The organism is Variovorax sp. KBW07 (genome assembly GCF_003852515.1).
Lineage (GTDB): Bacteria > Pseudomonadota > Gammaproteobacteria > Burkholderiales > Burkholderiaceae_C > Variovorax.
Window position 1 is genome coordinate 1 of sequence record NZ_QAJK01000095.1, and the last position, 25,011, is coordinate 25,011.

Below are 25,011 nucleotides of genomic sequence, written 5' to 3' on the forward strand. Positions count from 1 at the left end.
GGCGCGAGCGTCGCCCTGAACCGCCATGCGCGCGACCCGAACGCACTTCATAACGGCAACGCAATCCATTGGTCCGCGACCCGGTGCACCCGTATGCGGTGGTCGAACACCTGCTCCAGCGCCGTATGGGTAACAGAGTCGCCGCAACCTCCGTGATGGGTGACACGGCCATGGTTCATCACGACCAACTCGTCGGCCGCCAACGCCATCGGCAGCTCGTGCAACACGCTCACCACCGTTTTGCCTTCAGCGACGAGCGTGCGGGCGGTTTGCATCCAGTCCGCCTGGTGTGGCGGGTCGAGATTCGCGAGCGGCTCGTCCATCAGCAGCAACTCGGCTTCGACCGCGAGTGCGCGGGCCAGCAGAACGCGCTGTCGCTCGCCGCCCGACAACTGGCCCAACGGACGGTCGCGCCACTCCCAGGCTTGAGTACTGCGCAATGCGCGCTCCACGGCTTCGCGATCTTCCGCGCTGGGGGCGGCCAGCCAGCGCTGGTGCGGCAGGCGGCCCAACATGGCGACGTCGTAGACCATCAGGTCGTCGGCACTGCCCTCGCCCGTGCCGCTCTGGCCGAGCCACGAGAGACGTTGGGCGCGGATGCGGGCCGGGATTTTTGCCTGGGGTTCGCCGAACAGGCGTACCTCGCCGCGATGCGCCAGCAGGCCCGCGAGCGCCTTCAGCAGTGTCGATTTTCCGGCGCCATTCGGGCCGACGATGCTGGTCCAGCGGGCGGACGACAGTTTCAGGTCGATGCCGTGCAGCACCTGCGTCGTGCCGAGCGTTGCGCTCAGGCCGCGTGCTTCGAGCGCGGGGGGCACAGGCACATCGTTCTTGTCGCTCATCGTCATCATCATCCTCAGCCCAGGCCCCCTCTTGCACTGCGCCTGTGCATCAGCCACAGCAGGTAGCTGCCGCCGAGCACGGCGGTGAGCACGCCGACGGGCAACTCTTGCGGCGCGATCAGCCAACGGGCCAACAGGTCGGCGGCCATCAGCAGCAGGCCGCCCATCAGCGCCGACAGCACGATCAACCGCGCATGCGTGGTCTTGACGATCGAGCGCACCAGGTGCGGCGCCGCCAAGCCGACGAAGGCGATGAGCCCCGTCTGGGCCACGGCCGCGCCGGTGGCCAGTGCCAGCACCACGACCAGCGCCGCGCGCATGGCGCCGAGCGGCAGGCCCAGGCTGCGCGCGGTGGCTTCGCCGAGCGCCAGTCCGTCGAGCACCGGTGCCAGCGCCCAGCCCAGCAGCAGGCACACGGCACCGACCATGGCCATCACCGCGCAGGCGCTCCAGCCGACCAGGCCGGTGCTGCCGAGCACGAAGCCCTGGATGGCCTGCAGGATGTCGGCCGACGCGATGGTGATCAGGTCCTTGGCGGCGCCGAGCACCACGCCGACGATCACGCCGGCCAGCAGCAGGCGCAGCGTCTGCTGCACGCCGCGCGCGAGCATCAGCGTGAGCATCACCGCCAACACCGCGCCGAGAAATGCGGCGCCTGTCAGGCCGAGCCGCATCACCCATTGCATGCTGGCGGCCGAGCCGCCGAACATCAGCAGCGCCACCGCCACGCCGAGCGATGCGCCGGAGGCACTGCCCAGCAGGTACGGGTCGGCCAGTGGATTGCGGAACAGCCCCTGCGCCACCGCGCCCGCCAGCCCGAGAAGCGCGCCGGCCAGCCACGCGCCGAGCGTGCGCGGCAGGCGGATGTCCCACACGATCTGCAGCGACACGGGGTCGTGGCGCGCCGACAGCAGGCTTTCGAAGCCGGTGCTGCCGATGCCCAGGCCGAACAGCAGCAGCGCGGCACCAACCACCAGCAGGCCTGCGCCGAGCAGCAGAACGCGGCGCAGGTGGGCGGTGTGCATGCGCGCGGCGCTCACCGCTTGCCCTTGTCCGCGAGGCACTGCGCCATCAGGCGCGCGGCCTCGTCCATGCGCGGGCCGGGCCGCACCAGCACGTCGGACTGCTCGGCGCTGAAGCGGCAGATGCGGCCTTCGCGCACGGCGCGAATGCCGGCCCAGCCGGGCCGTTGCTCCAGCCCCTGCGCGCTGCGCACGCTGACCATGATGAGTTCGGGATTCGCGCGCACCACGTACTCGGGGTTGAGCTTGGGGAACGGGCCCAGTGCGAGCGGCACGATGTTCTTCACGCCGAGCCGCGCGAGCGTTTCGCCGATGAACGACGACTCGCCCGCCGCATAAGGCGCGCTGTTGACTTCGAAGTACACGCGAATGCCCTTGGCGCTCGGCGGCAGCGACTGCGCTGCGGCCGACACGCTGGCGTCGATCACGCGCCAGACCCTGGGCGCCTCGTGCGTGCCGAGCACCTGGTCGAGCTTGTCGAGCACGCGCTGCACGTCGGCATGGCTCTTGGGTTCCAGCACCAGCACCTTCACGCCCAGCGCTTCGAGCCGCTGCGTGACACGCGACGACTTGGCGAGCAGCACGGCATCGGGCTTGAGGGCGACGATGGCCTCGACGTTCGGATCGATGCCGCCACCGACCTGCGGCAAGGCCTTCACCTGTTCAGGCGAATTCGAATAACGGTCGACACCGACCAGCCGCCCGCAGGCGCCGAGCGCGCAGATCGATTCGGTGAGCGATGGCAGCAGCGAGACGATGCGTTGCGGCGGCTGCGGCAGGCTCACGGTGACGCCGCGTTCGTCGACCACGTCGAGGGCGTGCGCGCCCATCGCGAACACGGCCAGGCCGAAGCCCAGTGCCAGTTCCAGTGGTCGAATCCATCTCGTCATCTTCATGCAGCGGGTGCTTTCAGGCTCAGCGGCAAGCCGGCGGCCATGAGTGTGACGCGGCCACAGGCGGCGGCCACGTCCTGGTTCAGGCGGCCCAGCGCATCGACGAAGGCGCGCGTTTCGCGGCCCATCGGAATCACGCCCAGGCCGATTTCGTTGCCGACCAACACGACAGGGCCGCGCGCTTCGCGCAGCGCGATCAGCAGCATGCTGGTGTGCGTGGCCGGCGTGCGCGTGGCGGGCCGCGCGTCTTCCATCGGCATCAGCAGGTTGGTGAGCCACAGCGTGAGGCAGTCGACGACGACCAGCGTCTCGGGCGTGCTCTGCGTGACGACGGCGCGCGCGAGTTCGATCGGTTCCTCGATGGTCCGCATGCCGGGCACGCGCTCGGCGCGGTCGGCCTGGTGGCGAACGATGCGTTCCTGCATCTCGTCGTCCCAGGCCTGCGCGGTGGCGATCAGCACGGCACGGCGGCCCCTGGCGTCGGCTGCCAGCCAGTCGATGGCGCGCTGTTCGGCGCGGCGCGACTTGCCGCTCTTCTGTCCGCCGAGGATGAATTCGTGTTCAACAACCTGGGGCATCGCTGTCTTCCTTTGGGGCATCGCTTTCGAGTTCGATCGGCATGGCGCCGAACAGCCGTGCCGTGGCTTCGGGGCTGGAGGCGAACCACGCGTGGAAGTAGCTCGCACGCACCGGCCCATGCACGTAGAAGGCTTCGCCGCCGCGCGCGCCCACGGCCTGCGTGACGCCGGGCCGGGCGGTGTGGGCAGCGGGCAGCAGCGGCGTTTCGCAGCTCGAATAGTGGAAGGTGTGGCCGCGCAGGGTGTGGCTGCCGAGCGTGAGCTGCTGCGGGCCGAGGCCGGCCAGGCGCTTCTGCATCGTCACGCGGCCGGGGAGCAGGCTCCAGAGCCGGTGAACGTCCGGCGGGCGCGCGGGGTCGGCGTGCGTGGCCAGTTCGTCGAACAGCGCCATCATGCCGCCGCACTCGGCCCAGATCGGCTTGCCCGCCGCGGCGTGGTCCGCCAGCGCATCGCGCAGCGGCGTGCAGGCGGCCAGCGCCTGCGCGTGCAGCTCGGGGTAGCCGCCGGGAAGCCAGACGGCGTCGCAGGCCGGCAAGGCATCGCCCGCGAGCGGCGAGAAGAAAGAAAGCCGCGCGCCGAGTGCGCTGAGCACATCGAGGTTCGCGGGGTAGATGAACGAGAAAGCCGCGTCGCGCGCAATGGCGATGGTGCGACCGGCCAGCAAGGGCGGCACCGGGGCCACGGATTCAGGCGCTGATGTTTCGGCGTCGGCGTCGGCTTCGAGAAAACGAACCTGCGGCAGCCGCGCGACGGGCATCTGGCCCAGCGGCGTCGCGGCCAGCACGTCGGCGGCCGCATCGAGCCGCGCCATCGCGTCGCCGAGCTCGGCCGCCAGCACCAGGCCCAGGTGCCGTTCGGGCAGCGAGAACGCGGGGTCGCGCGGCAAGGCGCCCAGCCATTGCGAAGGTTCGCGCAACGCGTCCTTCAGCATGCCCGCATGGCGCTCGCTGGCCACGCGGTTGGCCAGCACGCCGGCCCACGGCAGGCCGGGCCGGAAATTCTGCAGGCCGAAGGCCAGCGCGCCGAAGGTGCCGGCCATGGCACCCGCGTCGATCACCGCCAGCACCGGCAGGCCGAAGCGCCCGGCCAGGTCGGCTGCGCTGGGCGTGCCGTCGAACAGGCCCATCACGCCTTCGACGATGAGCAGGTCGCACTCGGCGGCGGCGGCACGCAGGCGCGCGCGGCAATCGGCCTCGCCCGTCATCCACAGGTCGAGCGAATGGACCGGCGCGCCGGTGGCAAGCGCCAGCCAGTGCGGATCGAGAAAGTCGGGCCCGCACTTGAAGGCGCGCACGCGCCGGCCCTGGCGCGCGTGCAACCGGGCCAACGCAGCCGCGACGGTGGTCTTGCCCTGGCCCGAGGCCGGGGCGGCGACCAGCACCGCGGCGCAGGCCACGGGCATGCCTTCTTCAACGGCACCGGCGGCGCCGCTTCGTTGCGAGGGATGGTTTATTGCGGTGTCCACTTCAGACCGACGTACGCGGTGCGGCCCGCGTTGGCATAGAGCCGCGCGAACTGGTAGTCCTTGTTGCCCACATTGTCGACGCGCGCCACCAGGTTGAGGTCGCGCGTGAGCTGGGTGCTGGCCGACAGGTTCAGCACGGTGTAGCCGCCGAGCTTGACGGTGTTGGCGGCGTCGTCGTAGCGCTTGCTGGAGGTCTGCACCTCGGCGCCCAGCGTCCAGCCTGCGATGCGCCAGTCGGCGCCGAAGGTGGCGTGGCGTTGCGCACGACGGGCCAGCAGCCTGTCGGTGGCAAGGTCGCGCGGGTCCTGGTAGTCGAGCGAGGTGCGCAGGGTCACGTCGCCGATGCGGTGGCCGCCCGACAGCGTGACGCCCTGGTAGCGGGCGCGCGCGGTGCTGGAATAGCAGCCGAACGACGACTGGCAACCCTTGGCGCTGCTGTCGAACACGATCAGGTTCTGCACGCGGTTGTTGTACACGACGATGCCCGCGTTGGTGGCGCCCTGGGTGTACTGCAGGCCCAGCTCGACGTTGCGGCTCGACTCGGGCCGCAGGCTGGCCAGGCCGTACTCGCTGAAGCGCTGGTACAGCGTGGGCACGCGGAAGGCGGTACCGGCCGACACGGTGGCGCGCAGCGTCGACGTGATGGCGTAGCCATAGGCGGCGCTGCCGGTGGTCTTGCCGCCGAACTCGCTGTCGTTGTCGCGGCGCACGTGCAGCTGCAGCGAATGCGGGCCCTGCACGAAGCCGTAGCCGAGCGACAGCGCGTTCTGCGCGCGGTCGCGCGAGAACAGCTTGGCCGAGGTGGTGGGTGCGTTCTCGAGCGCGTCTTCGCGGCGTTCCAGCGTGGCCGTCACCAGGTGCGGGCCGAAGCGGAATTCGTTCTGGAACAGGTAGCCGCGCAGATGGGTTTCGGTCCGGTAGAACGAAGGCTGCGTCTTGTAGACCGATTGCGAGTCGGTCACCTGCACGCGGGTGCTGTAGACGTCGTTCCACTTGGCCGACCAGGTCAGGCCGGCGGTGCGCAGGGTGTTGCTCGAAATGTCGTTCTTGAACAGGATCGGCGGCTTGGTCTTGTAGCCGATGGACGGGTCGTAGCCGGCGTCGGTGTCGCTGGCCAGCAGCGTGGCGTCGATGCGCTGGTCGGGCGTGATCTGGAAGCCCAGCTTCAGGTTGCCCGAAGTCGAGCGGTAGACGTCGCGGTCGGGGTTGGTGAAGCCGTCTTTCGAGACCGTGCGCTTGCTGGCGGGCTGGACGTTGAAGCCCTTGCTTTCTTCATGCGCCACGCCGAACGAGTAGTCGAGCAGGCCCGACTTTCCGCTGACGCCGCCTTCGATCTTGCGCAGCCCCCGGCTGCCGAAGCCCACGCCGGCGTAGGGCGACACGCCCTCTTCGCCGCGCTTGGTAAAGAGCTGGATCACGCCGCCGATGGCGTCGGAGCCGTACACCGCCGCGGCCGGGCCGCGCAGCACTTCGATGCGGTCGATCTGCGACAGCGGAATGCCTTCCCAGCCGGCGCCGCCGGTCGATTGCGAGTCGATGCGCACGCCGTCCAGGTAGACCGCGGTGAAGCGCGTTTCGGCGCCGCGGATGAAAACACTGGTGGTGTTGCCCACGCCGCCGTTGCGCGTGATCTCGATGCCCGGCAGGCGCGAGAGCACGTCGGCCACGCCGGTCGCGCCGCTGCGCTCGATGGTCTGGCGGTCGACGATGGACACGTCGCCCACCAGGTCCGTCAGCGCCTGCGGCGTGCGGTTGGCCGTGACCACCGTTTCGCCGAGCGTGGGGGTCTGGGGTGCTGGTTGCGCCTGTTGGGCCTGTTGTGCATGCACCAGGCCGCCGAAGGCCGAAGCCAGCGCGAGCGGCAGGCACGCGAGGCGGCTGCGGCGCGCAAAGGCGCGGCCGCGAGAAAAAGAAACGCAGGAAATCATGAATTGAGCCGGACGAACGTCTATGCCCCTCGCCGGCCTCCCCGCCGGCGCCTGGGCGCCATGGCCGCCCCATGCATGGATTGATTCATCGTGTGTGCATGCGGCAGCCGCCTTGTTGGCCGGTATCCGGGCTGGCAGAACAACCCCTCGCCGCCTTCCCAGGCACCTGTTTCAGGGCGCCCAGTGGCTGGATGGAAAGGGGGTGGCGCCTTGCGGCGCCGTCTGCTTGACCGTTGCGGGGGCAGCGCAGGTGGCTTGGGCCCGGCTCTGTTTTAAAAGGCCTGGCTTGGACTCCTGCTTCCCGTTGAACTGCGCCGTGTGAACCACGCCGCGAGCACCAACGGGCAGGATTTTAGGCCCTGGCGGCCGCTCATTAAGCCGAAAGTTGCGCCCCGCTAACATCGACGCCATGGACTGTTGCGTTTCGAAGACCATCGCGCGGGCACCGGCATGATGCGGCCGGCCTCGGTCTTCCTGAATCTGCGCTCCGCGCTGCAGCGGCTCTTCGGTGTATCGGGCTGGCAATCGATGCTGCTGTGGTCCATCGTGGCCGGCCTGCTCGGCACGCTGGCGACCGAGCTTTTTCGCGCGGCGCTCTATGGCTTCGAGCACCTGGTGCTCGGCCCCGGCGAAGGCCTGGTGGCCATGGCCCGCCACCTGCCGTGGTGGGCGCGCATCGCCTGCCCCACGCTCGGCGGGCTGGTGGCCGGTTTGCTGCTGGTCTGGGCACGGCGCATCGCCGTGCGGAAGAGCACCACCTCCGCCCCCTCCCCCACCTCCCCCACCTCCGACTACATGGAAGCCATCGTGCTCGGCGCCGGGCGCATTCCGGTCGCGCAGACCCTGGTGCGCAGCGCGTCGTCGCTGGTGAGCATCGGCACCGGCGGCTCGATCGGCCGCGAGGGCTCGATGGTGCAGCTTGCCGCGCTGGCCGCGTCGCTGCTGGGCCGGGTGTTCCGCTTTCCGGCCGAGCGGTTGCGGCTGCTGGTGGCCTGCGGCGCCGCCGCCGGGTTGACGGCCGCCTACAACGCGCCGATTGCCGGCGCCTTCTTCGTCGCCGAGATCGTGCTCGGCTCCATCGCGATGGAAAGCGTCGGGCCGATCATCATTGCGTCGGTGGTCGCCAATGTCGCGATGCGGGCGCTGCCGGGGTATCAGCCGCCGTACAGGATGCCGGCGTTTCCCGAGATCCACGGCACCGAGGTGGTGTTGTTCGCCGTCCTGGGGGTACTGCTGGGTTTTGCGGCGGTGGGCTTCCTGCGCGCATTGCAAGGCAGCCGCGCGCTGTTCGCCAGGCTACCGGTCGCGCTGCCGTGGCGGCTGGCCCTGGGCGGGCTGTTGATGGGTGCCATTTCGGTGCCGGTGCCCGAGGTCTGGGGCAACGGCTACAGCATCGTCAACGCGGTGCTGCACACGCCGTGGCCCTGGACGCTGATTGCGCTGGTGCTCGCGGCCAAGGCCGTGGCCACGCTGGCCACGGCCGGCTCCGGCGCGGTGGGCGGCGTGTTCACGCCGGCGCTGTTCTTCGGCTGCATGGTCGGCGCGCTGTTCGGGCTGGGCGTGCAGGCGCTCTGGCCTGCCGCCAGCTCGGCGCCCTACGCCTACGCGATCGTCGGCATGGGCGCCTTCCTGGCGGGCGCGACGCAGGCGCCGCTGATGGCGATCTTGATGATCTTCGAGATGACGCTGAGCTACCAGGTCATGTTGCCGCTGATGGCCGCCAGCGTCATCGCGTACTTCGTGGCGCGCTCGGCCAACGCGGGCTCGATGTACGAGATCACCCTGCATCGCAACGCGCAGCGCGACACGCAACTTCGCCTGCGCGGGCTGCACATGCGCGACCTGGTGCAGCCGGCCGGAACGGTGGTCGGCCCCGACGCCGACCGCGAAGCCATGAGCCGGCTCTTTCTGCAGCACCCGGTGAAGTACCTGTACGTGGTCGATGCCGGCAACCGCTACCTGGGCGTGGTGCCGCTGGCGGCGCTCGGCACGGCGCCCACCGAGACCACGGCCGCCGCGCTGCTGTCGCAAACCATCCAGCCGGTCACGGCCGATACCGGCCTGACCGAAGCGCTGCAGCGCTTTCTCGATCACCTGGGCGAGCGATTGCCGGTCATCGAGAGCACGGCCAATCCGGTGCTGTTGGGGGTGGTGGCCAAGAGCGCGCTGCTCGCCACCTATGTGCGGCTGAGCGAATAGCGCCGCACGGCCCAGCCCACCGCGCTTGCGCTCCCCTTACTTGGCGGGACGCACCGCCATCACTTCGATCTCGACCAGGTAGGCCGGATTGGCAAGTGCCGCCACCTGCATCGCCGAACGCACCGGCAGGCGCGGTTGCGCGGTGGTGCCGAAGAACTGGGTGTAGCCCTCCATGAAGCCGGCGAAGTCCATCTTGTTGTCCTTGGCCGGATCGCCGACGAGGAACACCTGCATCTTCACCACGTCGCCCATCGTCAGGCCCAGTCCGGTGAGGCTTTTCTCGATGGCCTTGAGCACGCCGACGGTCTGGCCCTTGGTGTCGCCACCGTAGGCGGCCGCGCTGTTCTTGGGCGCGGTTGCGTCCTGCAGCGGTGGCACCTGGCCCGAGAGGTAGACGTTGGTGAACGAGGACGGAATTTCCACCGCCGCGGAGATCGGAAAGGTGGAGTTCGGAATGCGATGGCGAATGATCTCGTCGGCCGCGTTGGCGGCGCCGGTGCCGGCGGCGAACAGCGCGGCGACGAGTGCCAGCTTCTTCATGGTGGAGGTGGTGGAGGCAGTGGAGGTGATGGAGGCCATGGTCATCTGTGTTGTCTCTCTACAGGGTGAAAGGAAGAATCTGCCGGAATATCGACACGGAAGCCAGCTCAGGGCCGCAGCTTCTTGACGCTCTCCGCCGCAATGGGGTCGGGGTACTGGTTGCCGAAATGGGTACGCGCATAGCCGACCACGGAAGCGATCTGCTCGTCGCTCAGCATCTTGCCGAAAGCGGGCATGCCCTTCTGCCCATTGATGACCACATAGAGCGGGTATTCGGGGCTCGCGAGCCGGGGGTTGGAAGACAGCGCCGGGTAGGCCCCAGCCCCCTTCGCGCCCTGCCCTTGCGCCATGTGGCAGCCTTGGCAAGTGGCCCGATAGATCGACTCGCCCGAGCTTTCCTGGAACCGGGGGCCGACGGAGAACGCGGGTTCAGGCGACTGCGCAAAAGCGTGTCCGCCCATCGAGGCCAGCGCGCCGAACGAAAGGCCGAGCAGCGCGCGCTTGAAGGTCGTGGTGTCGTGGTTCATGGTGGGTGTTTCCTTCACTCGGCGCTCAAGCAGCGACCGCGCGGGCATGCAGCCGCTGGATGGCGTCGAGCGACGAAAGCAGCGCGCCCTCTTGCCAGGCCGGAATGTAGGAAGCGTGCTCGCCGGCCAGCGCGATGCGCCCGTCGACCTGGCACAGGTTCCTGTAGTGCTTCTGGCGTGTGTCTTCGGTCCACATGCCGTAGCAGCCGTGCGAACCCGGCACGCGGTGCCAGCCCACGGAAATGCCGTTGTCGAATTCGCTGGCGTACTGCGGGTGCAACTGCGAGCCGAACTCGACCGCGCGGCGCACGCGTTCCTCGGGCGCCATGGCAGTGAATTCGTAGGAGTTGGGGCCGTCGAACACATAGGCGCCGAGCACCACCGACTTGCCCTTGGTGCCGTAGCGCGTCGAGGGGTACGAGATGCGCGAGATGGGCAGGTCGGTGTAGCTGATGCCGCCGTAGATGTGCTCGTCTTCTTCCCAGAAGCGTCGCTTGAACTGCAGGCCCACCTTGACCGATGCACCGTAGGGCACGGCATTGATGGCCTCCTGCATCGGGGCGCCGACCTGGATGTCGATCTGGCTCAGCACCGACAGCGGAATGGTGCACAGGCACCAGTCGGCCTTGGCTTGCGCCACCGCGCCGCCCTTGGAGGCATCGGTGTAGGTGACGGTGACGCCACGGTCGTTCTGCTCGATCTTCGTGACCTTGGCGCCGTAGCGGATCAGGCTGCCGACTTCTTTCTGGAAGGCCTTGGCGATCATGTCCATGCCGCCCACGGGCTGGAAGATGGCGCTCTGGAATTCGTAGTCTTGTCCGCTGGCGATGTAGCGCCAAAGATTCGATTGCAGCAGCTCGCTCATGTCGAGCGGCTTCGAAGGCTTGGCCAGTGGCATCAGGCCGCCGCCCGCATCGACGTCGTAGCCGCGGCGGTCGCTGCTGACGGTGCCTTCGCGGTAGCGGAACTGCGTGTCCAGGGCGCCCCAGCGGCGCAGGCCTTCGAGCAGCTTTTCCTTGTCTTCTTTCGTGAGGGCCGCATCGAGATTGCCCTGGCTGGTGGCCTTGCCGAGCAGTTCGGCCACGTAGCCCTGGTAGTCGGCCTGCACGTGGCGGTACTTCTGCGGCTTGCCGCCGTAGGCCTTGCTCGAATGCACCAGCGCGTTGTAGTTGACCTGCACGAAAGGCTCGAGCGCCACGCCCAGCCGCTTGCAGTAGCCGAGCGCCGCATGGTGGTGATACGGAATGCGCCACGGCCCCGGGTTGAAGTACTCGCCCTTGGCGAAGCCGCACTGTTGCACGGCGCCACCGAGTTCGGTAAAGGTGTCGCCACCGCGCAGCGTCCAGCAGCGGCCGCCCGCGCGCTGGCTGAACTCCAGAACCTTGACCGAGTAGCCCGCGTTGCGCAACTCGAGCGCGGCGGCCATGCCTGCCAGGCCCGCACCAAGAACCAGCACCGAGGCCCCCCTCTTGGCACCGTCGAGCTTCGGTGGGCCGTTGTAGTTGGACTCGGCGGCAAAGCCCAGGGAGGTCATTGCCTGGTACATCGCGCCGCCCCCGGCGGTCTTGCCGATGAGCGCAAGCAGGTCGCGCCGACTGAATAAAGTGTTGTTCTTCGTGGTCATTGACTGGCTGTGGGAGTTTGAAAGGCAACTGGAAGGCAGCAGAATCCATGCCAAGCCAAGCACCGCGCGCACCGTCGGCGGCACCGCATTCCCGGGAAACTACAATCGCCAACCATGCCCGCCTCCAGCCCCATCGATCAGATCGCCGAGCGTGTTGAACGACTGCTCGTGCGCCATGAAGAGGTGCAGCGCACCAATGCGTTGCTGCAGGAACAGGTCGATGCGCTCACGCGTGAACGCGACGCCCTGAAGTCGCGGCTCGCCGCGGCACGCACGCGCCTCGACGCCGTGCTCGAACGGCTGCCGGCCGAACCCCCATCCGAAGATTCCCCCGCATGAAGCAGATTGAAGTACAGATCATGGGCCAGAGCTATTTGCTCGGCTGTCCCGACGGCGGCGAGCCGCAACTGCGCGATGCCGTGGAACGCGTGGACGCGGCCATGTGCAAGATCCGCGACGCCGGCAAGGTCAAGGCGCGCGACCGCATCGCGGTGCTCGCATCGCTGAACCTGGCCTTCGACCTCGCGGCGCAACAGGCGGCAGCGGCCGCGGCGCCTGCGCCAGCCCCCGCTCCAGCGGCAACCACCGAAGCCGGCAGTACCACCGAAAACGACCCGAAGGCCGCACAGCTCATTCAAAGACTCGATCAGGCCCTGGCCGGCGATGGACATTTGCTCTGAATGAGCGCGCCGGGCACATACGGGGCGTAAAATCCACCACGTCTGCAGACGTGTCGGGCTTAATATTTCCTTGTTCCAATGCTCTCCGGAGCCGGGCTTGGTACATCGCTTGACGGGCGTGATCATCTCGCGTCAGATGAACCCGAAGTCTTGCTGCCCTCGCCCACCTGAACCCTGGTTCAGGATGCGGGTCCGGCACACCATCTGCAGACACCTTTTCCCGCCACGGCCCCCTGCTTCATTGCACGGGGCCGTTGCTTTTTCAGCCGACCTTTTCCTTGTTTCCCCGTGAACCTCGCCGCCCTGCTCGACCCTCTTCTGATCGCCGAACTGGCCGCCCTGGGCCTGGGCACCGGTTTTCTCGCGGGCCTGCTGGGCATCGGCGGCGGCATGCTGATGGTGCCGTTCATCACGATCATCATGGGCCAGCGCGGCGTGCCGGCCGACCTGGCCGTGAAGATGGCCATCGCGACCTCGATGGCCACCATCATCTTCACGTCGGTGTCCAGCGTGCGCGCGCACCACAAGCGCGGCGCGGTGCGCTGGGACATCGTGCAGCGCCTGGCGCCCGGCATCGTGATCGGCAGCCTGGCCGGCAGCCTTGGCGTGTTCGCGCTGCTCAAGGGCACCGCGCTGGCCATCTTCTTCGCGCTGTTCGTGGGCTTCTCGGCCACGCAGATGTTCCTCGACAAGAAGCCCAAGCCGACGAGGCAGATGCCGGGCACGGCCGGGCAGCTGGGCGCGGGCGGCGTCATCGGTTTCATCTCGGGCCTGGTGGGCGCGGGCGGCGGCTTCATCAGCGTGCCGTTCATGACGTGGTGCAACGTGGCCATTCATAACGCGGTGGCCACCAGCGCGGCGCTGGGCTTTCCGATCGCGGTGGCCAACGTGCTCGGCTACGTCATCAGCGGCCAGTCGGTGCAGGGCCTGCCGGCCGGCGCCTTCGGCTACATCTGGCTGCCCGCGCTGCTGGTGATTGCCCTGTGCAGCGTGTTCACCGCGCCGCTGGGCGCCAGGGCCGCGCACAGCCTGCCGGTGAAGAAGCTCAAGCGCGTGTTCGCGAGCATCCTGTACCTGCTGGCCGCGTACATGCTCTGGAAGGGCCTGCACGGCTGACACAAAGCCCTTCGGGCTTGAGGTGCGACTTGTTGCATCGCCGGGGGCCGGGCGTATAAAGGTTTCATGAAAATCCTTATCGCCGTCGACGGCAGCGCCTACACGCGGAAGGCGCTCGATTACCTCGTTGCCAACCGCGCCATGTTCGTGGACGGGCACCAGCTCGTGGTGGTGCATGTGTGCACCGGCGTCTCCAGCAACGTGGCCCGGCACCTGAGCAAGGAACTGGTCTCGAACTATTACGCCGAGGAAAGCGCCAAGGTGCTCGACCCGGTGAAGGCACTGCTCGCCGAGAAGGGCGTGAGCAACTACACGATCGACTCGCGCCACGGCCACGCGGCCGAAGAAATTTTGAAGGCCTGCGCCGAGGCGCACGCCGAACTGATCGTGCTCGGCACGCACGGCCACGGCATCTTCGGCCGCGCGCTGATGGGCTCGATTGCCACCAAGGTGATCTCCGAGACCGACACCACGGTGCTGCTGGTGCAGTAGAACCCAGCATCCGCTCAGCTACTGCTCCACGCGCTGCCGCCGCCACTCGCGCGGCGAGCAACCGAAGCGCTCCCGAAATGCGCGGCTGAAATGCGCCGCGTCGTTGAAGCCGCGTGAATAGGCGATGTCCGCCACCGGACGGCCCGCCAACTGCGGCGCCAGCAGGTCGCGGCTGCAGGCCTCGAGCCGCCGCTCCCAGATGTACTGCGACGGCGTGAGCGGCTCGCTCTTGAAGACCCGGTGGATGTGGCTTACCGACATGCCCAGCGCCGTGGCAAGCGTGCCCACCGACAGCGACGGGTCGGCCAACTGCTCGTCGATGCCGCGCTTCACGCGCGCCAGGTGATACGCCGTCAGGTGGCTCAGGGCGGGCGCGCGCGCCGCGGGCAGCGTCTGCAATCCCGCCACCAATATGTTCTGCACGCCATTGGCCACCGCAAGGGCCGATGCGGGCTGCAGCGTGTCGATGTCCTCGCGCAGCGTGCGGATCATGCCCAGCAGCAGATGCCCCGCGCCCTCCCGGCCCGACACCGTGGTGGCCGTCAGCACTTCGGTGTCGCGCAGCTCGCTGCGCAGGCGCTCGCCGGGCAGCTTGAGCACGATCTGCTCGAAGGCATCGTCGAACAACAGTTGGTAGGGCCGCGTGCTGTCGTACAGCGCAAAGTCGCCGGCCTGCAGCACCGCGTCGCGGCCATCCTGCCGCACCACGCCATGGCCTCGCGCCTGGATGCTCACCAGAAAATAGTCGTCGCCCGAATGCGCGATGTGGCCCGGCGTGCGCATCACCTTCTGAGCACCCGAGGTGACCACCGACACGTCGAGGCCCGGCAGCGTGTGCTGGCGGATGCTGCCTTCGAAGTCGCCCGTGTCCCCCGCGCGCACCGGGTCGCAGCCGAGCTGCACGTAGACGTTGCAGATCATGTCGGTCCAGTAGGCAAGCCGCTGGTCGCGCGCCACGGCATCGGTGCTGAGCAACTGGTTCATCGGGGGTTCCTTGGAAAACCTGGGCATGCAACGCTGGAACAAGAACGCCGCCAATCAGGGTCAATGCATTCCGGCGGCGCGAATCTACGCTTCAAGCAACCCACATGCCACAGCGCAAACCCGGTGCGCGCGGCATGCGGTTCGTTACTTTCCTTGCACCTGGAGACCCGCCATGCCCACCACCGTTCACCCCAAGCTTCGCGTTGCCGCCGTACAGGCCGCACCCGTGTTCCTCGACCTCGACGGCACGCTCGACAAGACCATCGACCTGATGGCGCAGGCCGCGCGCCAGGGCGTGCAGCTCATCGCCTTTCCCGAGACCTGGGTGCCCGGCTACCCCTGGTGGATCTGGCTCGATTCGCCAGCCTGGGGCATGCAGTTCGTGCAGCGCTATCACGACAATTCGCTGGTGGTCGGCTCGGCCGAGTTCGACCGCATCAAGGAGGCCGCACGCAAGCACCGCATCTGGGTGTCGCTGGGCTACAGCGAAAAGGCCGCGGGCAGCCTCTACATTGCGCAGGCGCTGATCGACGACCAGGGCCGCACCGTGCAGACGCGCCGCAAGCTCAAGCCCACGCACGTCGAGCGCACCGTGTTCGGCGAAGGCGACGGCTCCGACCTGGCCGTGGCCGAAACCTCCATCGGCAACGTCGGTTCGCTCTCGTGCTGGGAGCATTTGCAGCCGCTCAGCAAGTACGCGATGTATGCGCAGAACGAGCAGATCCATTGCGGCGCATGGCCGAGCTTTTCGCTCTATCGCGGTGCGGCCTACGCGCTGGGGCCGGAGGTCAACAATGCCGCGAGCCAGGTCTACGCGGCCGAAGGCCAGTGCTTCGTGGTCGCACCCTGCGCCACCGTGTCGCAGGCCATGAGCGACCTGATGTGTACCGATGCCGGCAAGCAGCAGATGCTGCGCACCGGCGGCGGCTTTGCGCGCATCTACGCACCCGACGGCTCGCCGCTGGGCACGCCCCTGGCGGAAGACGAGGAAGGGCTGGTCATCGCCGACATCGACCTGGGCATGATCTCGCTCGCCAAGGCCGCGGCCGATCCGAGCGGCCACTACTCGCGGCCCGACGTCACCCAACTGCTGCTGAACAAGACGCGCCGCGAGCCCGTGGTGGTGCAGCGCACGCCCGAGCCGGAGAGCAGCCTGCCGGAAGCCCGCGAAGCCGCCTCGCCGACCGCATCCGTTGCCGAGCCGCGCCAGCCGGTCGCGGCCTGACGCCACGCCACGGAGCCGCGCCATGGAATCCGCCATTGCCGAACACCTGAAGTGCCCCCGCACGCGGCACCGCCGCGTGGAAGACGACTACACGCCGCCCTACCCCGTATGGTCGGCCCGCGCACCCACTTCCGTCACGCAGGTGGTCATGGGCTACTTCGGCGTGCAGTCGCGCGGGCCCGACATGCAAGGCCGCGCCTGCGCCGCGCTGATGAAGATCGCGGGCAGCTTCGCGCTGCCCGACGGCCCAGGCCATCACGACCTGACGCACCATGTCGACGCCGACGGCTTCGACAACATGGTCGCCATCGCTTACTGGCAAGACGCCGCCGCGCACGCGCGCTGGATGGCCACGCCCGAAATCGACGCATGGTGGCGCGCCGAAGAGCGCCTGTCCGAAGGCCTGGGCTACTTCCGCGAAATAGCCTCGCCGCGCGTCGAACACTTCGAGACCATGTTCAACACGCCGGACCGCATCGAGGGCATCGGCGTGGTCATGGGCGATGTCAGCGGCGAGCTGCAGGAGCACGGCTACTGGGGTTCGATGCGCGACCGCATTCCGCTGTCGCAGACCGACGCGATGGCCCCCTCGGGCACCCGCGCCGTCGTCGCGGGCACGCCGGCACCGGGCCAGCGCGTGCGCATCGCCGGCCACGAGAACATCGCGATGATCCGCTCCGGACAGGAATGGACCGACACCACGGGCCAGGAACGCACGCTCTACCTGCAGGACATGGAGCCGGTGCTGCGCGAAGGCATGGACTTCCTGCGCGACCAGGGCTTGGGCATCGGCTGCTACAGCAACCGCTACATGCACCACCTCGATGCCACCGGCGCGCCGCTGCAGAAGTCCTTCGGCCTGAGCTACTGGCGCTCGCTCGCCGACATGGAGCGCTGGGCCGAATCGCACCCCACGCACGTTGCGATCTTCGGAAGCTTCATGCGCTACGTGCAGGCGCTGAACTTCCAGTTGCAGCTGCGCGTGTACCACGAGGTGTCGGTGCTGAAGGCCGACGCGCAGAGCTACGAGTACATCAACTGCCATGCGCGCAGCGGGCTGATGAACGGGCTGGCCGTGGCATAGGAAGGAAGGCACATGGCCGGGATGCCGTAGGATTCGCGGCCCGAATCCAAAGCAAGGACTCTGACCATGTGGAGCGATCTCGACAGCCTCGTCGAAGCCTCGATGCAGGAATGGAAAGTCCCTGGGCTCGCACTGGCCGTCATCCAGGACGGCGAGATCGCCGTGCTGAAAGGCTACGGCGTGCGCGACATCGGCACCGGCCTGCCCGTGACCACCGACACGCAGTTCCTGCTGTGCTCGATCACCAAGTCTTTCACCGCCGCCGGCCTCGGCCTGCTGGTCGACGAAGGCAAGCTGGAATGGAGCCGCCCTGTGCGCGAGGTGATTCCTGAATTCCGCCTGCACGATGCGGTGGCGACCGAGCGGCTGACGGTACGCGACCTGCTCTGCCACCACAGCGGTCTGCCGCGCCACGACTGGGTCCACATGCCCGGCGATCTCTCCGGCGCGCAGATGCTGCCCCTGCTGCGCCACCTGATGCCGAGCCGCGAACTGCGCGACGCCTTCCAGTACTCGAACCTGGGCTACATGGTCGCGGGCGCGGTCACGGAGCGCATCAGCGGCCAGCGCTGGGAAGACTTCACCGCCGAGCGGCTGATGAAGCCGCTCGGCTTCAAGGATTTCGGCTTCACCATCGAAGCGCTGGCCGCCGCCGGCAACGCTGCGCGTCCGCATGCGATGGTCGGCGACGAATGCATGCCCTCGCCGTTGTGGCCGATCCGCACCACGGCGGGCGGCGGCATCAACGTCTCGGTCGCGGACCTGGCGAAATGGGCGCGCTTCCTGATCGACGAAGGCAAGGTGAACGGCACGCCGCTTCTCTCGGCACAGGCGCTGCGCGAGATGGCAACGCCGCGCGTGCACATGGGCCGCTCCGAGTATCCGGAGATCGGCGATTCGCACTACGGCTTCGGTCTTTTCTGCGAAAACTACCGCGGCGACCGAACCCTTGCCCATTCAGGCTCATGGCTCGGCTGGGGCACGCTGATGACGGTGCTGCCCGAGCGCCGCGCCGGCGTCGTGGTGCTGACGAACCGCGCGCCCAGCGCGGTCACCGCCATCCTCACCCATGCGGTATTCGACCGCATCAGCGGGCGCGAGCCCATCGACTGGTTCGCGCGCCTGGCTCCCAAGCGCCGCCAGGCCATCGCGCAGCAGCAGACCGACAAGGCGACCCGCGAAGCCGCTCGCCGCACCGGCACCCAGCCCAGCCATGCGCTGGACGACTACGTGGGCGGCTACGCGCATCCGGCCTATGGGCACATCGAGATCGCAAGGGACGGTGACGGCCTGGGCTGGCACTGGCGCGGCCTGGGCGGCAAGCTGGCGCATTGGCACTACGACGTGTTCGTGACGCCGGAAAAACCAACCGAGTTCTACCCCGACAACAAGGCGCTGACCTTCCTCTACGACCGCGAGGGCCGCATCGACCGGCTCACCGTGCAGTTCGAGCCCATGGTGCCCGACATCGTGTTCCAGCGCGTGGCCGCGGGCGAGGTGCTCGATGCGGCGTTCCGCGCGCTGTGCGCCGGCAGCTACCTGCATGGCGGCCAGTCGATCACGGTGCAGCTCGACGCCGCGGGAGAGCTCAGCCTGACGATCTCCGGGCAACCGACACGCGCCCTCCTGCCCGCGGACGGGCGGACTTTTCGCATCGCCCAGCTCGAAGGCTTTCGCGTGGAGTTCCGCCGGCCCTCACCCACCGCGGTCGACGCCGCGATCTTTCACGAACCCGGCGGCACCTTCCTGGCGGCGAAGGCGAATGATGCCGACGCGGACGCGGACCTGGGCGCGAACGCGAGCGCGAACGTGAGCGCGAACCTGAGCGCTTAGGCGAACAGCCCCTTGTGCTCGGCGCGCAGCAGCGCCTTCTGCACCTTGCCCATGGTGTTGCGCGGCAGCTCGGACACCACGAAGCAGCGCTTCGGAATCTTGAAGTTCGCGAGCTTCGACTTGAGCTCCGCGACGATGGCATCGGCGTCGATGGCGTTGCCCGCCTTGGCGATCACGATGGCCACGCCCACTTCGCCGAAGTCCGGGTGCGGCACGCCGATGACCGCGCTTTCGGCCACGCCGGCCATCTCGTTGATGTAGCCCTCGATCTCGGCCGGGTAGACGTTGTAGCCGCCGCTGATGATCAGGTCCTTGCTGCGCCCGACGATGGTGATGTAGCCACGGCCGTCGATCTTGCCCACGTCGCCGGTCTTGAAGAAGCCGTCGGCGGTGAACTCCTCTTTCGTCTTCTCGGGCATGCGCCAGTAGCCCGCGAACACGTTGGGGCCGCTGACTTCGATGTTGCCGATTTCGTCGGTGGTGCAGTCGCGCCCGCTGTCGTCGCGCACGCGCAGCTGCACGCCGGGCAAGGCAAAGCCGACGGTGCCGCCACGGCGTTCGCCCTGCGCGGGGCTGTAGGGGTTGGACGTGAGCATGGCGGTCTCGCTCATGCCGTAGCGCTCAAGAATGGTGTGGCCGGTGCGCTCGCGCCATTCGTCGAAGGTCTCGATCAGCAGCGGCGCCGAGCCCGCGATGAACAGGCGCATGTTGCGCACCGCCTCGCGCGTGAGGCCGGCCTCGGCCAGCAGCCGCACATAGAGCGTGGGCACGCCCATGAACACGGTGGCTTCGGGCAGCTTCTGCACGATGCGCCTGGGGTCGAACTTCGAGAACCACAGCATCTTGCTGCCGTTGAGCAGCGCGCCATGCAGCGCAACGAACAGGCCGTGCACGTGGAAGATGGGCAGCGCGTGGATGAGCACGTCGCCTTCGGTCCAGCCCCAGTAGTCTTTCAGCACCTCGGCATTCGACAGCAGGTTGCCGTGCGTGAGCATCGCGCCCTTGCTGCGGCCGGTGGTGCCGCTGGTGTAAAGAATGGCGGCCAGGTCGTCGGCCTTGCGGCTTGCCACCTTGTGCTGGTCGCTGCACTGCGCGGCCACTTCAAGCAGCGTGCCGGTGCGGTCGTCGTCGAGCGTGAAGACGTGCTTCGTGCCGGCAGCGGTGGCAATGGGGCCGACCCACGATGCATTGCGGCTGGTGCACACCACCACGGCGGGCTCGGCGTTGCCGATGAAGTATTCGATCTCGGCGCTCTGGTAGGCGGTGTTGAGCGGCAGGAACACATAGCCCGCGCGCAGCGTCGCGAGGTACAGCAGCATGGCCTCGACCGATTTCTCGACCTGCACCGCGACGCGTGCACCCTTCTCGAGCTGCAGTGCGTCGAGCAGGTTGGCGATCATTGCGCTGGCGCGCTCGAGGTCGCGCCAGGAATAGAAAAGGCCGTTGTCGGTTTCGACGGCAATGCTGTCGAGGTCGGCGGGAAATGCCGCGCGCAGGGCGGCGAACAGGTTGGCGTTGGCAGTCTTCTTCATGGCGGGATCTTCAGAAATTCGGTGTGCGCTTGGCAAGGAAGGCGGCAATGCCTTCGCGGTGCTCGGCGGAGTCTGCATAGTCGTAGGCGGTGGCCAGCAGCGCGTGGGCCGACGGTGCGCCGGCCCGCAGTGCGGCAAAGGTCTGCTTGTGCAGGCGCGCGGCCTGCGGTGCGAGAGCGGCCACACGCGTGGCGTGGGCCTGCACGGCGGCGGCGACTTCGTTGTCGGGCAGCACGTGCAACAAAAAGCCCGCGTCGTACAGGCGCTGCGCACCGTGCACGCCGGCGGCCAGCAGCATGTCGCGCGCGAGCACGTCGCCAATGGCGCCATGCACCAGGGCGGCTTCGCGCGGCGCCATCGGAAAGCCCAGCTTGGCAATGGGTGCGCCGAACCTGGCGGACGCGCCGGCCAGCCGGATGTCGCAGCAGCTGGCAATCTCGATGCCGGCGCCCATGCAGGCGCCTTCGATCTGCGCAATGAGCGGCAGCGGGCAATCGAGCATGGCCTGCAGCGCGGCCCAGACTTCGTTCTCGTGGAACTCGCGCAGGCTGGGCTCTTCGAAACGGAACGAGGGGTACTCGGAAATGTCGCCGCCCGCGCAGAACGCCCCGCCCTCCCCGCGCACGACGACGCATCGCACGCCGTTGGCGGCATCGTCGTTGCGCAGGCCATCGAACACGTCGCGCAGCTGGCGCCACATTGCGCGCGTCATCGCATTGAGGCGCCCCGCATTCGACAGGCCGACCTCGGCGATGGCGCCTTCGCGGCGCAGCGACACATGGCTGCCTGCCGTCATTCGAGCTTGGCGCCCGATGCCTTCACCACCGTGGCCCAGCGCTTGATTTCGGCGTTGACGAAGCTGCCGTAGGCGGCGCCGGTGACGTTCGGAATCTCGGAGCCGTTCTGCGCCCAGATGGTCTTCAGGTCGTCGGTGGCCAGTGCCTTCTTCATGTCGTCGATGGCGCGTGCCTGCACATCGGCCGACGTACCCTTGGGCGCCCACAGCCCGTACCAGGTGGTCACGGTGTAGTCGGGCAGGCCCACCTCGGCGGCGCATGGCACGTCGGGGAAGGCGGGGTTGCGCTTGCTGCCGGCCACCATCAGCGCCTTGATGCGGCCGCTCTTGATGTGCTGCGCCGACGAACCGAGGCCGTCGAACATCAGGTCGACGTTGCCCGAGATCAGGTCCGACAACGCCGGGCCCGCGCCGCGGTACGGAATGTGGGTGATGAAGGTGCCGGTCTGCAGCTTGAACAGCTCGCCCGCCAGGTGGTGCGAGGTGCCCGAACCGGCCGAGCCGTAGTTGAACTTGCCCGGGTTGCGCTTCACCAGCGCGATGAATTCCTGGATGGTGTTGGCCTGCACGCGCTTCGGGTTGATGACCACCACCTGCGGCACGTTGGCGAGCAGCATCAGCGGCACGAAGTCTTTCTCGATGTCGTAGTCGAGCCGCGGGTACACCGAAGGCGCAATGGCGTGGTGCACCGCCCCCATGAAGAGCGTGTAGCCATCGGCCGGCGCCTTGGCCGCGATGCTTGCGCCCAGCGTGCCGCCGGCGCCGCCGCGGTTGTCGATGACCAGCGTCTGCCCCGCGATCTTGGTGAACTGGCCGGAGAGCGGCCGTGCAAAGGCATCGGTGCCGCCACCGGCCGGGAACGGCACGACCATCGTCACCGGCTTGGCCGGCCAGCCCTGCGCGCGCGCGGCACCGCAAAGAACGGCCGCACCGGCGGCGGCCACGCGCAAAATGCCGCGGCGTTGAAAGCTTGGATTCATGGGTCTCATCTCCTGTCGTTGTGGATTTTGCCGCCCGATGCGGCCGCCGGTGCCCCTTGCACCGGCTGCTCTGTCGTGTCGCCTCAGCCTTTTTTGAAGAACAGGCTTTCGATGTCTCCCGATACAGCCACCTTGCCATCGGCCAGCCAGGTGCGGTGTTTGTCCAGGCGCTTGAGGTCGTACAAATAGTTGACCATGAGCCCGTAAGACTGCTTGTGCCCCTTGGGCGACGGATCGCCCGCCCAGTTCAGGCGCTCGACGCGCGCGCCGTTGCCCAGGTGAAAGCGCGCCACCGGATCGGCCGGCGTGCCGTCGACCAGCGCGCGGCCCAGGTACTCGGCAGCCGCCTGCATCAGCCACTGGCGCAGCGGCGACTTTGCATCGAAGGTGGTGGCCGCATCCACGGCCGCGAGCAGGCGCTCGGCGGTCGGTGGCACCGAGCCGACGAGGCGGCCGATGTCGGCTTCGCGCTTTTCGTCGAGGCGCGGCAACAGGTCGGCCGCATTCTTGGCCAGCCATGTGCGAAAGCCCGGAATCGGCGACAGCGTGGCGAAGGTCTTCAGGCGCGGCAACTCGTCTTGCAGGGTTTCGACCACGCGCTTGATGAGCGAATCGCCGAAGCTCACGCCGCGCAGGCCGTTCTGCGTGTTGCTGATCGAATAGAAGATCGCGGTCGTGGCCTTGGCGGGCAGCACCGGCACGGCGGCTTCGTCGAGCAGCGGCGTGATGCCGTCGCTGATGCGGTCGACCAGCGCCACTTCGACAAAGATCAGCGGCTCGTTCGGCAGGCGCGGATGAAAGAAGCCGTAGCAGCGCCGGTCGCTGTCGTCGAGCCGGTTCTTCACGTCGGACCAGCTCTTGATGTCGTGCACCGCTTCATAGCGGATGAGCTTCTCGATCAGCGAGGCCGGCGAATCCCAGTCGATGCGGCGCAGTTCGAGAAAGGCGACATCGAACCAGGTGGAGAAGAGTTGTTCGAGCTCGGCATCGAGTGCCAGCAGGCGCTTGTCGGCCTTCAGGCACGGCAGCAGGTCGGCGCGCAGGTCGACCAGGAAGCGCATGCCCTCGGGCTCGACGGCAAAGCGCTGCAGCAGGCGCATGCGCGGCGACACCAGCGCGCGGCGCAGGCGCAGCTCGGCCTGCCCTTCGTCGGGCGTGCCGACGGCGGCCTGGTGCTGGTCGCGCGCGGTCTTGAGCTTTTGCGCATCGGCCGCGAAGTGCTCGCTCATGAGCGCCCAGTAGTCGCGGCGCTCTTCGGGCTCCGAGGCGGCGTAGGCCACGGCAATGGCATGCGCCCGGCGGCCGCCTTCGACCTCGCTAACGCGCGGATCGATCACGGCCTGCAGGTCGGCCAGCACGCGGCGCAACGCGCGCGGCGACAGCGCTTCGTCGGCCTTGCGCAGCGTGACCTGCAGGCGCTCGGCGGTCGAGCGCGCGCTGGGCTTGGACGTGTTCTTCGACGCGCTCTTCGCCGTGCCTTCAGGGGCCACGGGCACCTTGGATTTTTCGCCAGAGCGCAGCCGCGCCTGGAACCATTCGGTCGCACTCATCGGGCTACTCCAATGCGGGGGGATTCGGCGGTGCCGCGACGCGGTTTTGTTGTTGTCGTTGTCATCGTCACGGCATCACCCGGGATTTCTGTTGCTGCATGACTTCGCGCAGCGCCTCGCGCTGCCGGGTCATGTGCGTGCGCATGGCGGCATCAGCGCCCTCGCTGTCGCGCGCTTTGAGCGACGCAAAGATGGCGAGGTGTTCGGACAGGCTCTGGTCGAGCCGGCCCGGCGCATGCAACTGCTGCAGCCGCGCGAGCTTGAGGATCTTGCGCAGGTCGCCGATGACCTGCGCCAGCCACTTGTTGTCGGCGAGCTTGATGATCGCCTCGTGAATGATGTGGTTGGTGGCGTAGTAGTCGTTGATGCGCCGCGCCTTGGCATGGCGCACGAGCCGCTCGTGGAGCGCTTCGAGTTCGTGCAGTTCGGCGTCGCTGGCGTTGCGGGCGGCCTCGTAGGCACAGCGGCCTTCGAGCAGCGCGATGACGGGAAAAATTTCGTCGAGGTCGCGCTCGGTAACTTCATTGACGAAGCAGCCGCGCCGCGGCTCGTGCCGCAGGAGGCCTTCGGCGGTGAGTACCTTGAGTGCTTCGCGCAGTGGTGTGCGGGAAATGGAAAGCCGCTCGCAGAGAGCCACCTCATCGACAAAGCTGCCGGGCGCCAGGGTGCCGTCGAAGATGTGCTCGCGCAGCGTGGCGGCGACTTCGTCGTGCAGGGAGTTGGGGACCAGGCGCATGGGGATTCGAAGGCGATGACCTCGGGGTGGCTGGGCGTAATTTCCTGTAATTACGCGTAATTGTGAGGACGGCTTTGGTGCAACGCAAGTGCCGATTGGCGGGTGTCGGGCCCGGAATTACCCTGAGAACTTCTGCATGCTCTGGCTTTTTTGGCACGCACTCAGTTGCCTGGGTTTCGGGCGTCTGGTGGTTCGTTCGGGGGCGCGTGCATTCGGGGCGCGTGCGACTGACACCGGGTACTTCCCTCCGCGAATGTCCCCCGCTTCGCTCCTCCTTTATTTCGCTGCGCGGAGCACCCGATGCCAGTCGCACGAGGGCGCTGCTCTCGCATTGGCCGATCAACGACCGCTCTGAAGGCGCTCGCGCCGATGGTGTGCTCTGCGC

General features: G+C 68.0%; 23 protein-coding genes and 1 riboswitch. Of the genes, 8 read left to right on the top strand and 15 right to left on the bottom strand.

Translation table 11 applies throughout. The features are described from left to right. Positions 1-47 precede the first annotated feature (47 nt). The 6 genes from DBV14_RS19405 to DBV14_RS19430 are packed head-to-tail and all read right to left on the bottom strand — an operon-like array spanning position 48 to position 6,728. A complete protein-coding gene (locus tag DBV14_RS19405) occupies positions 48-842 on the bottom strand; it encodes an ABC transporter ATP-binding protein (protein WP_124461093.1) in 795 nt (264 codons plus the stop codon). Positions 843-856: 14 nt separating this feature from the next. After that, positions 857-1,867: an iron ABC transporter permease gene (locus tag DBV14_RS19410; protein ID WP_124461094.1), complete on the bottom strand. Its 1,011-nt coding sequence runs from the start codon at positions 1,865-1,867 to the stop codon at positions 857-859. A gap of 11 nt (positions 1,868-1,878) precedes the next feature. Then, the gene (locus DBV14_RS19415; RefSeq protein ID WP_124461127.1) at positions 1,879-2,754 is read right to left on the bottom strand and encodes an ABC transporter substrate-binding protein; all 876 of its coding nucleotides are present in this window, start codon (positions 2,752-2,754) and stop codon (positions 1,879-1,881) included. Positions 2,755-2,756: 2 nt separating this feature from the next. Continuing rightward, positions 2,757-3,335, bottom strand: coding sequence for a bifunctional adenosylcobinamide kinase/adenosylcobinamide-phosphate guanylyltransferase (locus DBV14_RS19420; RefSeq protein WP_260397131.1), 579 nt, complete (start codon positions 3,333-3,335; stop codon positions 2,757-2,759). Then, positions 3,319-4,737: a cobyrinate a,c-diamide synthase gene (locus DBV14_RS19425; RefSeq protein WP_124461129.1), complete on the bottom strand. Its 1,419-nt coding sequence runs from the start codon at positions 4,735-4,737 to the stop codon at positions 3,319-3,321. The genes DBV14_RS19420 and DBV14_RS19425 overlap by 17 nt, the downstream gene beginning before the upstream one ends. Positions 4,738-4,784: 47 nt before the next feature. Beyond that, positions 4,785-6,728, bottom strand: a complete 1,944-nt coding sequence (locus DBV14_RS19430) for a TonB-dependent receptor (RefSeq protein ID WP_124461097.1) — start codon at positions 6,726-6,728, stop codon at positions 4,785-4,787. Between the two features lie 99 nt (positions 6,729-6,827). Then, a riboswitch (cobalamin riboswitch) is annotated at positions 6,828-7,085 on the bottom strand. Positions 7,086-7,178: 93 nt separating this feature from the next. On the opposite strand from DBV14_RS19430, the gene DBV14_RS19435 reads away from it, so the two are divergent. Further along, positions 7,179-8,927: a ClcB-like voltage-gated chloride channel protein gene (locus DBV14_RS19435; protein WP_124461131.1), complete on the top strand. Its 1,749-nt coding sequence runs from the start codon at positions 7,179-7,181 to the stop codon at positions 8,925-8,927. Between the two features lie 36 nt (positions 8,928-8,963). Here the strand turns inward: DBV14_RS19435 and DBV14_RS19440 are convergent, their stop codons facing one another. The 3 genes from DBV14_RS19440 to DBV14_RS19450 form a co-directional block, all read right to left on the bottom strand. Beyond that, the gene (locus tag DBV14_RS19440; protein ID WP_311732849.1) at positions 8,964-9,506 is read right to left on the bottom strand and encodes a RidA family protein; all 543 of its coding nucleotides are present in this window, start codon (positions 9,504-9,506) and stop codon (positions 8,964-8,966) included. Positions 9,507-9,574: 68 nt separating this feature from the next. After that, a complete protein-coding gene (locus DBV14_RS19445) occupies positions 9,575-9,994 on the bottom strand; it encodes a cytochrome c (RefSeq protein ID WP_260397132.1) in 420 nt (139 codons plus the stop codon). Positions 9,995-10,019: 25 nt separating this feature from the next. Next, positions 10,020-11,618 carry a flavin monoamine oxidase family protein gene (locus DBV14_RS19450; protein ID WP_221621905.1) on the bottom strand — a complete coding sequence of 533 codons (1,599 nt, stop codon included), beginning with the start codon at positions 11,616-11,618 and terminating at the stop codon, positions 10,020-10,022. 114 nt (positions 11,619-11,732) lie between these two features. Here DBV14_RS19450 and DBV14_RS19455 point away from each other — a divergent pair, with 114 nt between their 5' ends. From DBV14_RS19455 to DBV14_RS19470, 4 genes are all read left to right on the top strand, one after another. Beyond that, a complete protein-coding gene (locus DBV14_RS19455) occupies positions 11,733-11,957 on the top strand; it encodes a DUF904 domain-containing protein (protein WP_124461101.1) in 225 nt (74 codons plus the stop codon). After that, complete coding sequence (locus tag DBV14_RS19460; protein WP_124461103.1) at positions 11,954-12,298, top strand: cell division protein ZapA; 345 nt, start codon at positions 11,954-11,956, stop codon at positions 12,296-12,298. Before DBV14_RS19455 ends, DBV14_RS19460 begins: the two co-directional genes overlap by 4 nt. Before the next feature lie 288 nt (positions 12,299-12,586). After that, positions 12,587-13,414: a sulfite exporter TauE/SafE family protein gene (locus DBV14_RS19465; RefSeq protein ID WP_124461105.1), complete on the top strand. Its 828-nt coding sequence runs from the start codon at positions 12,587-12,589 to the stop codon at positions 13,412-13,414. A 66-nt stretch (positions 13,415-13,480) separates the two neighbouring features. Further along, positions 13,481-13,906, top strand: a complete 426-nt coding sequence (locus DBV14_RS19470) for a universal stress protein (RefSeq protein WP_124461107.1) — start codon at positions 13,481-13,483, stop codon at positions 13,904-13,906. 18 nt (positions 13,907-13,924) lie between these two features. Here DBV14_RS19470 and DBV14_RS19475 read toward each other — a convergent pair whose 3' ends face one another. Beyond that, positions 13,925-14,890: a helix-turn-helix domain-containing protein gene (locus DBV14_RS19475; RefSeq protein WP_124461108.1), complete on the bottom strand. Its 966-nt coding sequence runs from the start codon at positions 14,888-14,890 to the stop codon at positions 13,925-13,927. Between the two features lie 172 nt (positions 14,891-15,062). Between DBV14_RS19475 and DBV14_RS19480 the strand changes: the two genes are divergently transcribed. The 3 genes from DBV14_RS19480 to DBV14_RS19490 all read left to right on the top strand — a co-directional run bounded on the left by DBV14_RS19480 (position 15,063) and on the right by DBV14_RS19490 (position 19,032). Continuing rightward, positions 15,063-16,115 carry a carbon-nitrogen hydrolase family protein gene (locus DBV14_RS19480; protein WP_124461110.1) on the top strand — a complete coding sequence of 351 codons (1,053 nt, stop codon included), beginning with the start codon at positions 15,063-15,065 and terminating at the stop codon, positions 16,113-16,115. Positions 16,116-16,137: 22 nt separating this feature from the next. Continuing rightward, positions 16,138-17,199 carry a phenylacetaldoxime dehydratase family protein gene (locus tag DBV14_RS19485; protein ID WP_124461112.1) on the top strand — a complete coding sequence of 354 codons (1,062 nt, stop codon included), beginning with the start codon at positions 16,138-16,140 and terminating at the stop codon, positions 17,197-17,199. Between the two features lie 66 nt (positions 17,200-17,265). Further along, a complete protein-coding gene (locus DBV14_RS19490) occupies positions 17,266-19,032 on the top strand; it encodes a serine hydrolase (protein ID WP_124461115.1) in 1,767 nt (588 codons plus the stop codon). Here DBV14_RS19490 and DBV14_RS19495 read toward each other — a convergent pair. From DBV14_RS19495 to DBV14_RS19515, 5 genes are all read right to left on the bottom strand, one after another. Beyond that, positions 19,029-20,564 (bottom strand): malonyl-CoA synthase, encoded by a 1,536-nt coding sequence (locus DBV14_RS19495; protein WP_124461117.1) that lies wholly within the window; start codon positions 20,562-20,564, stop codon positions 19,029-19,031. The genes DBV14_RS19490 and DBV14_RS19495 overlap by 4 nt on opposite strands. A 10-nt stretch (positions 20,565-20,574) precedes the next feature. Beyond that, positions 20,575-21,360, bottom strand: a complete 786-nt coding sequence (locus DBV14_RS19500) for an enoyl-CoA hydratase/isomerase family protein (RefSeq protein ID WP_124461119.1) — start codon at positions 21,358-21,360, stop codon at positions 20,575-20,577. Next, a complete protein-coding gene (locus DBV14_RS19505) occupies positions 21,357-22,340 on the bottom strand; it encodes a tripartite tricarboxylate transporter substrate binding protein (RefSeq protein ID WP_124461121.1) in 984 nt (327 codons plus the stop codon). Before DBV14_RS19505 ends, DBV14_RS19500 begins: the two co-directional genes overlap by 4 nt. 83 nt (positions 22,341-22,423) lie before the next feature. Next, positions 22,424-23,890: a malonyl-CoA decarboxylase gene (locus tag DBV14_RS19510; protein WP_124461123.1), complete on the bottom strand. Its 1,467-nt coding sequence runs from the start codon at positions 23,888-23,890 to the stop codon at positions 22,424-22,426. 67 nt (positions 23,891-23,957) lie between these two features. Next, on the bottom strand, positions 23,958-24,626 hold the full coding sequence (locus tag DBV14_RS19515; protein WP_124461125.1) for a GntR family transcriptional regulator: 669 nt from the start codon (positions 24,624-24,626) through the stop codon (positions 23,958-23,960). Between the last annotated feature and the right edge of the window lie 385 nt (positions 24,627-25,011).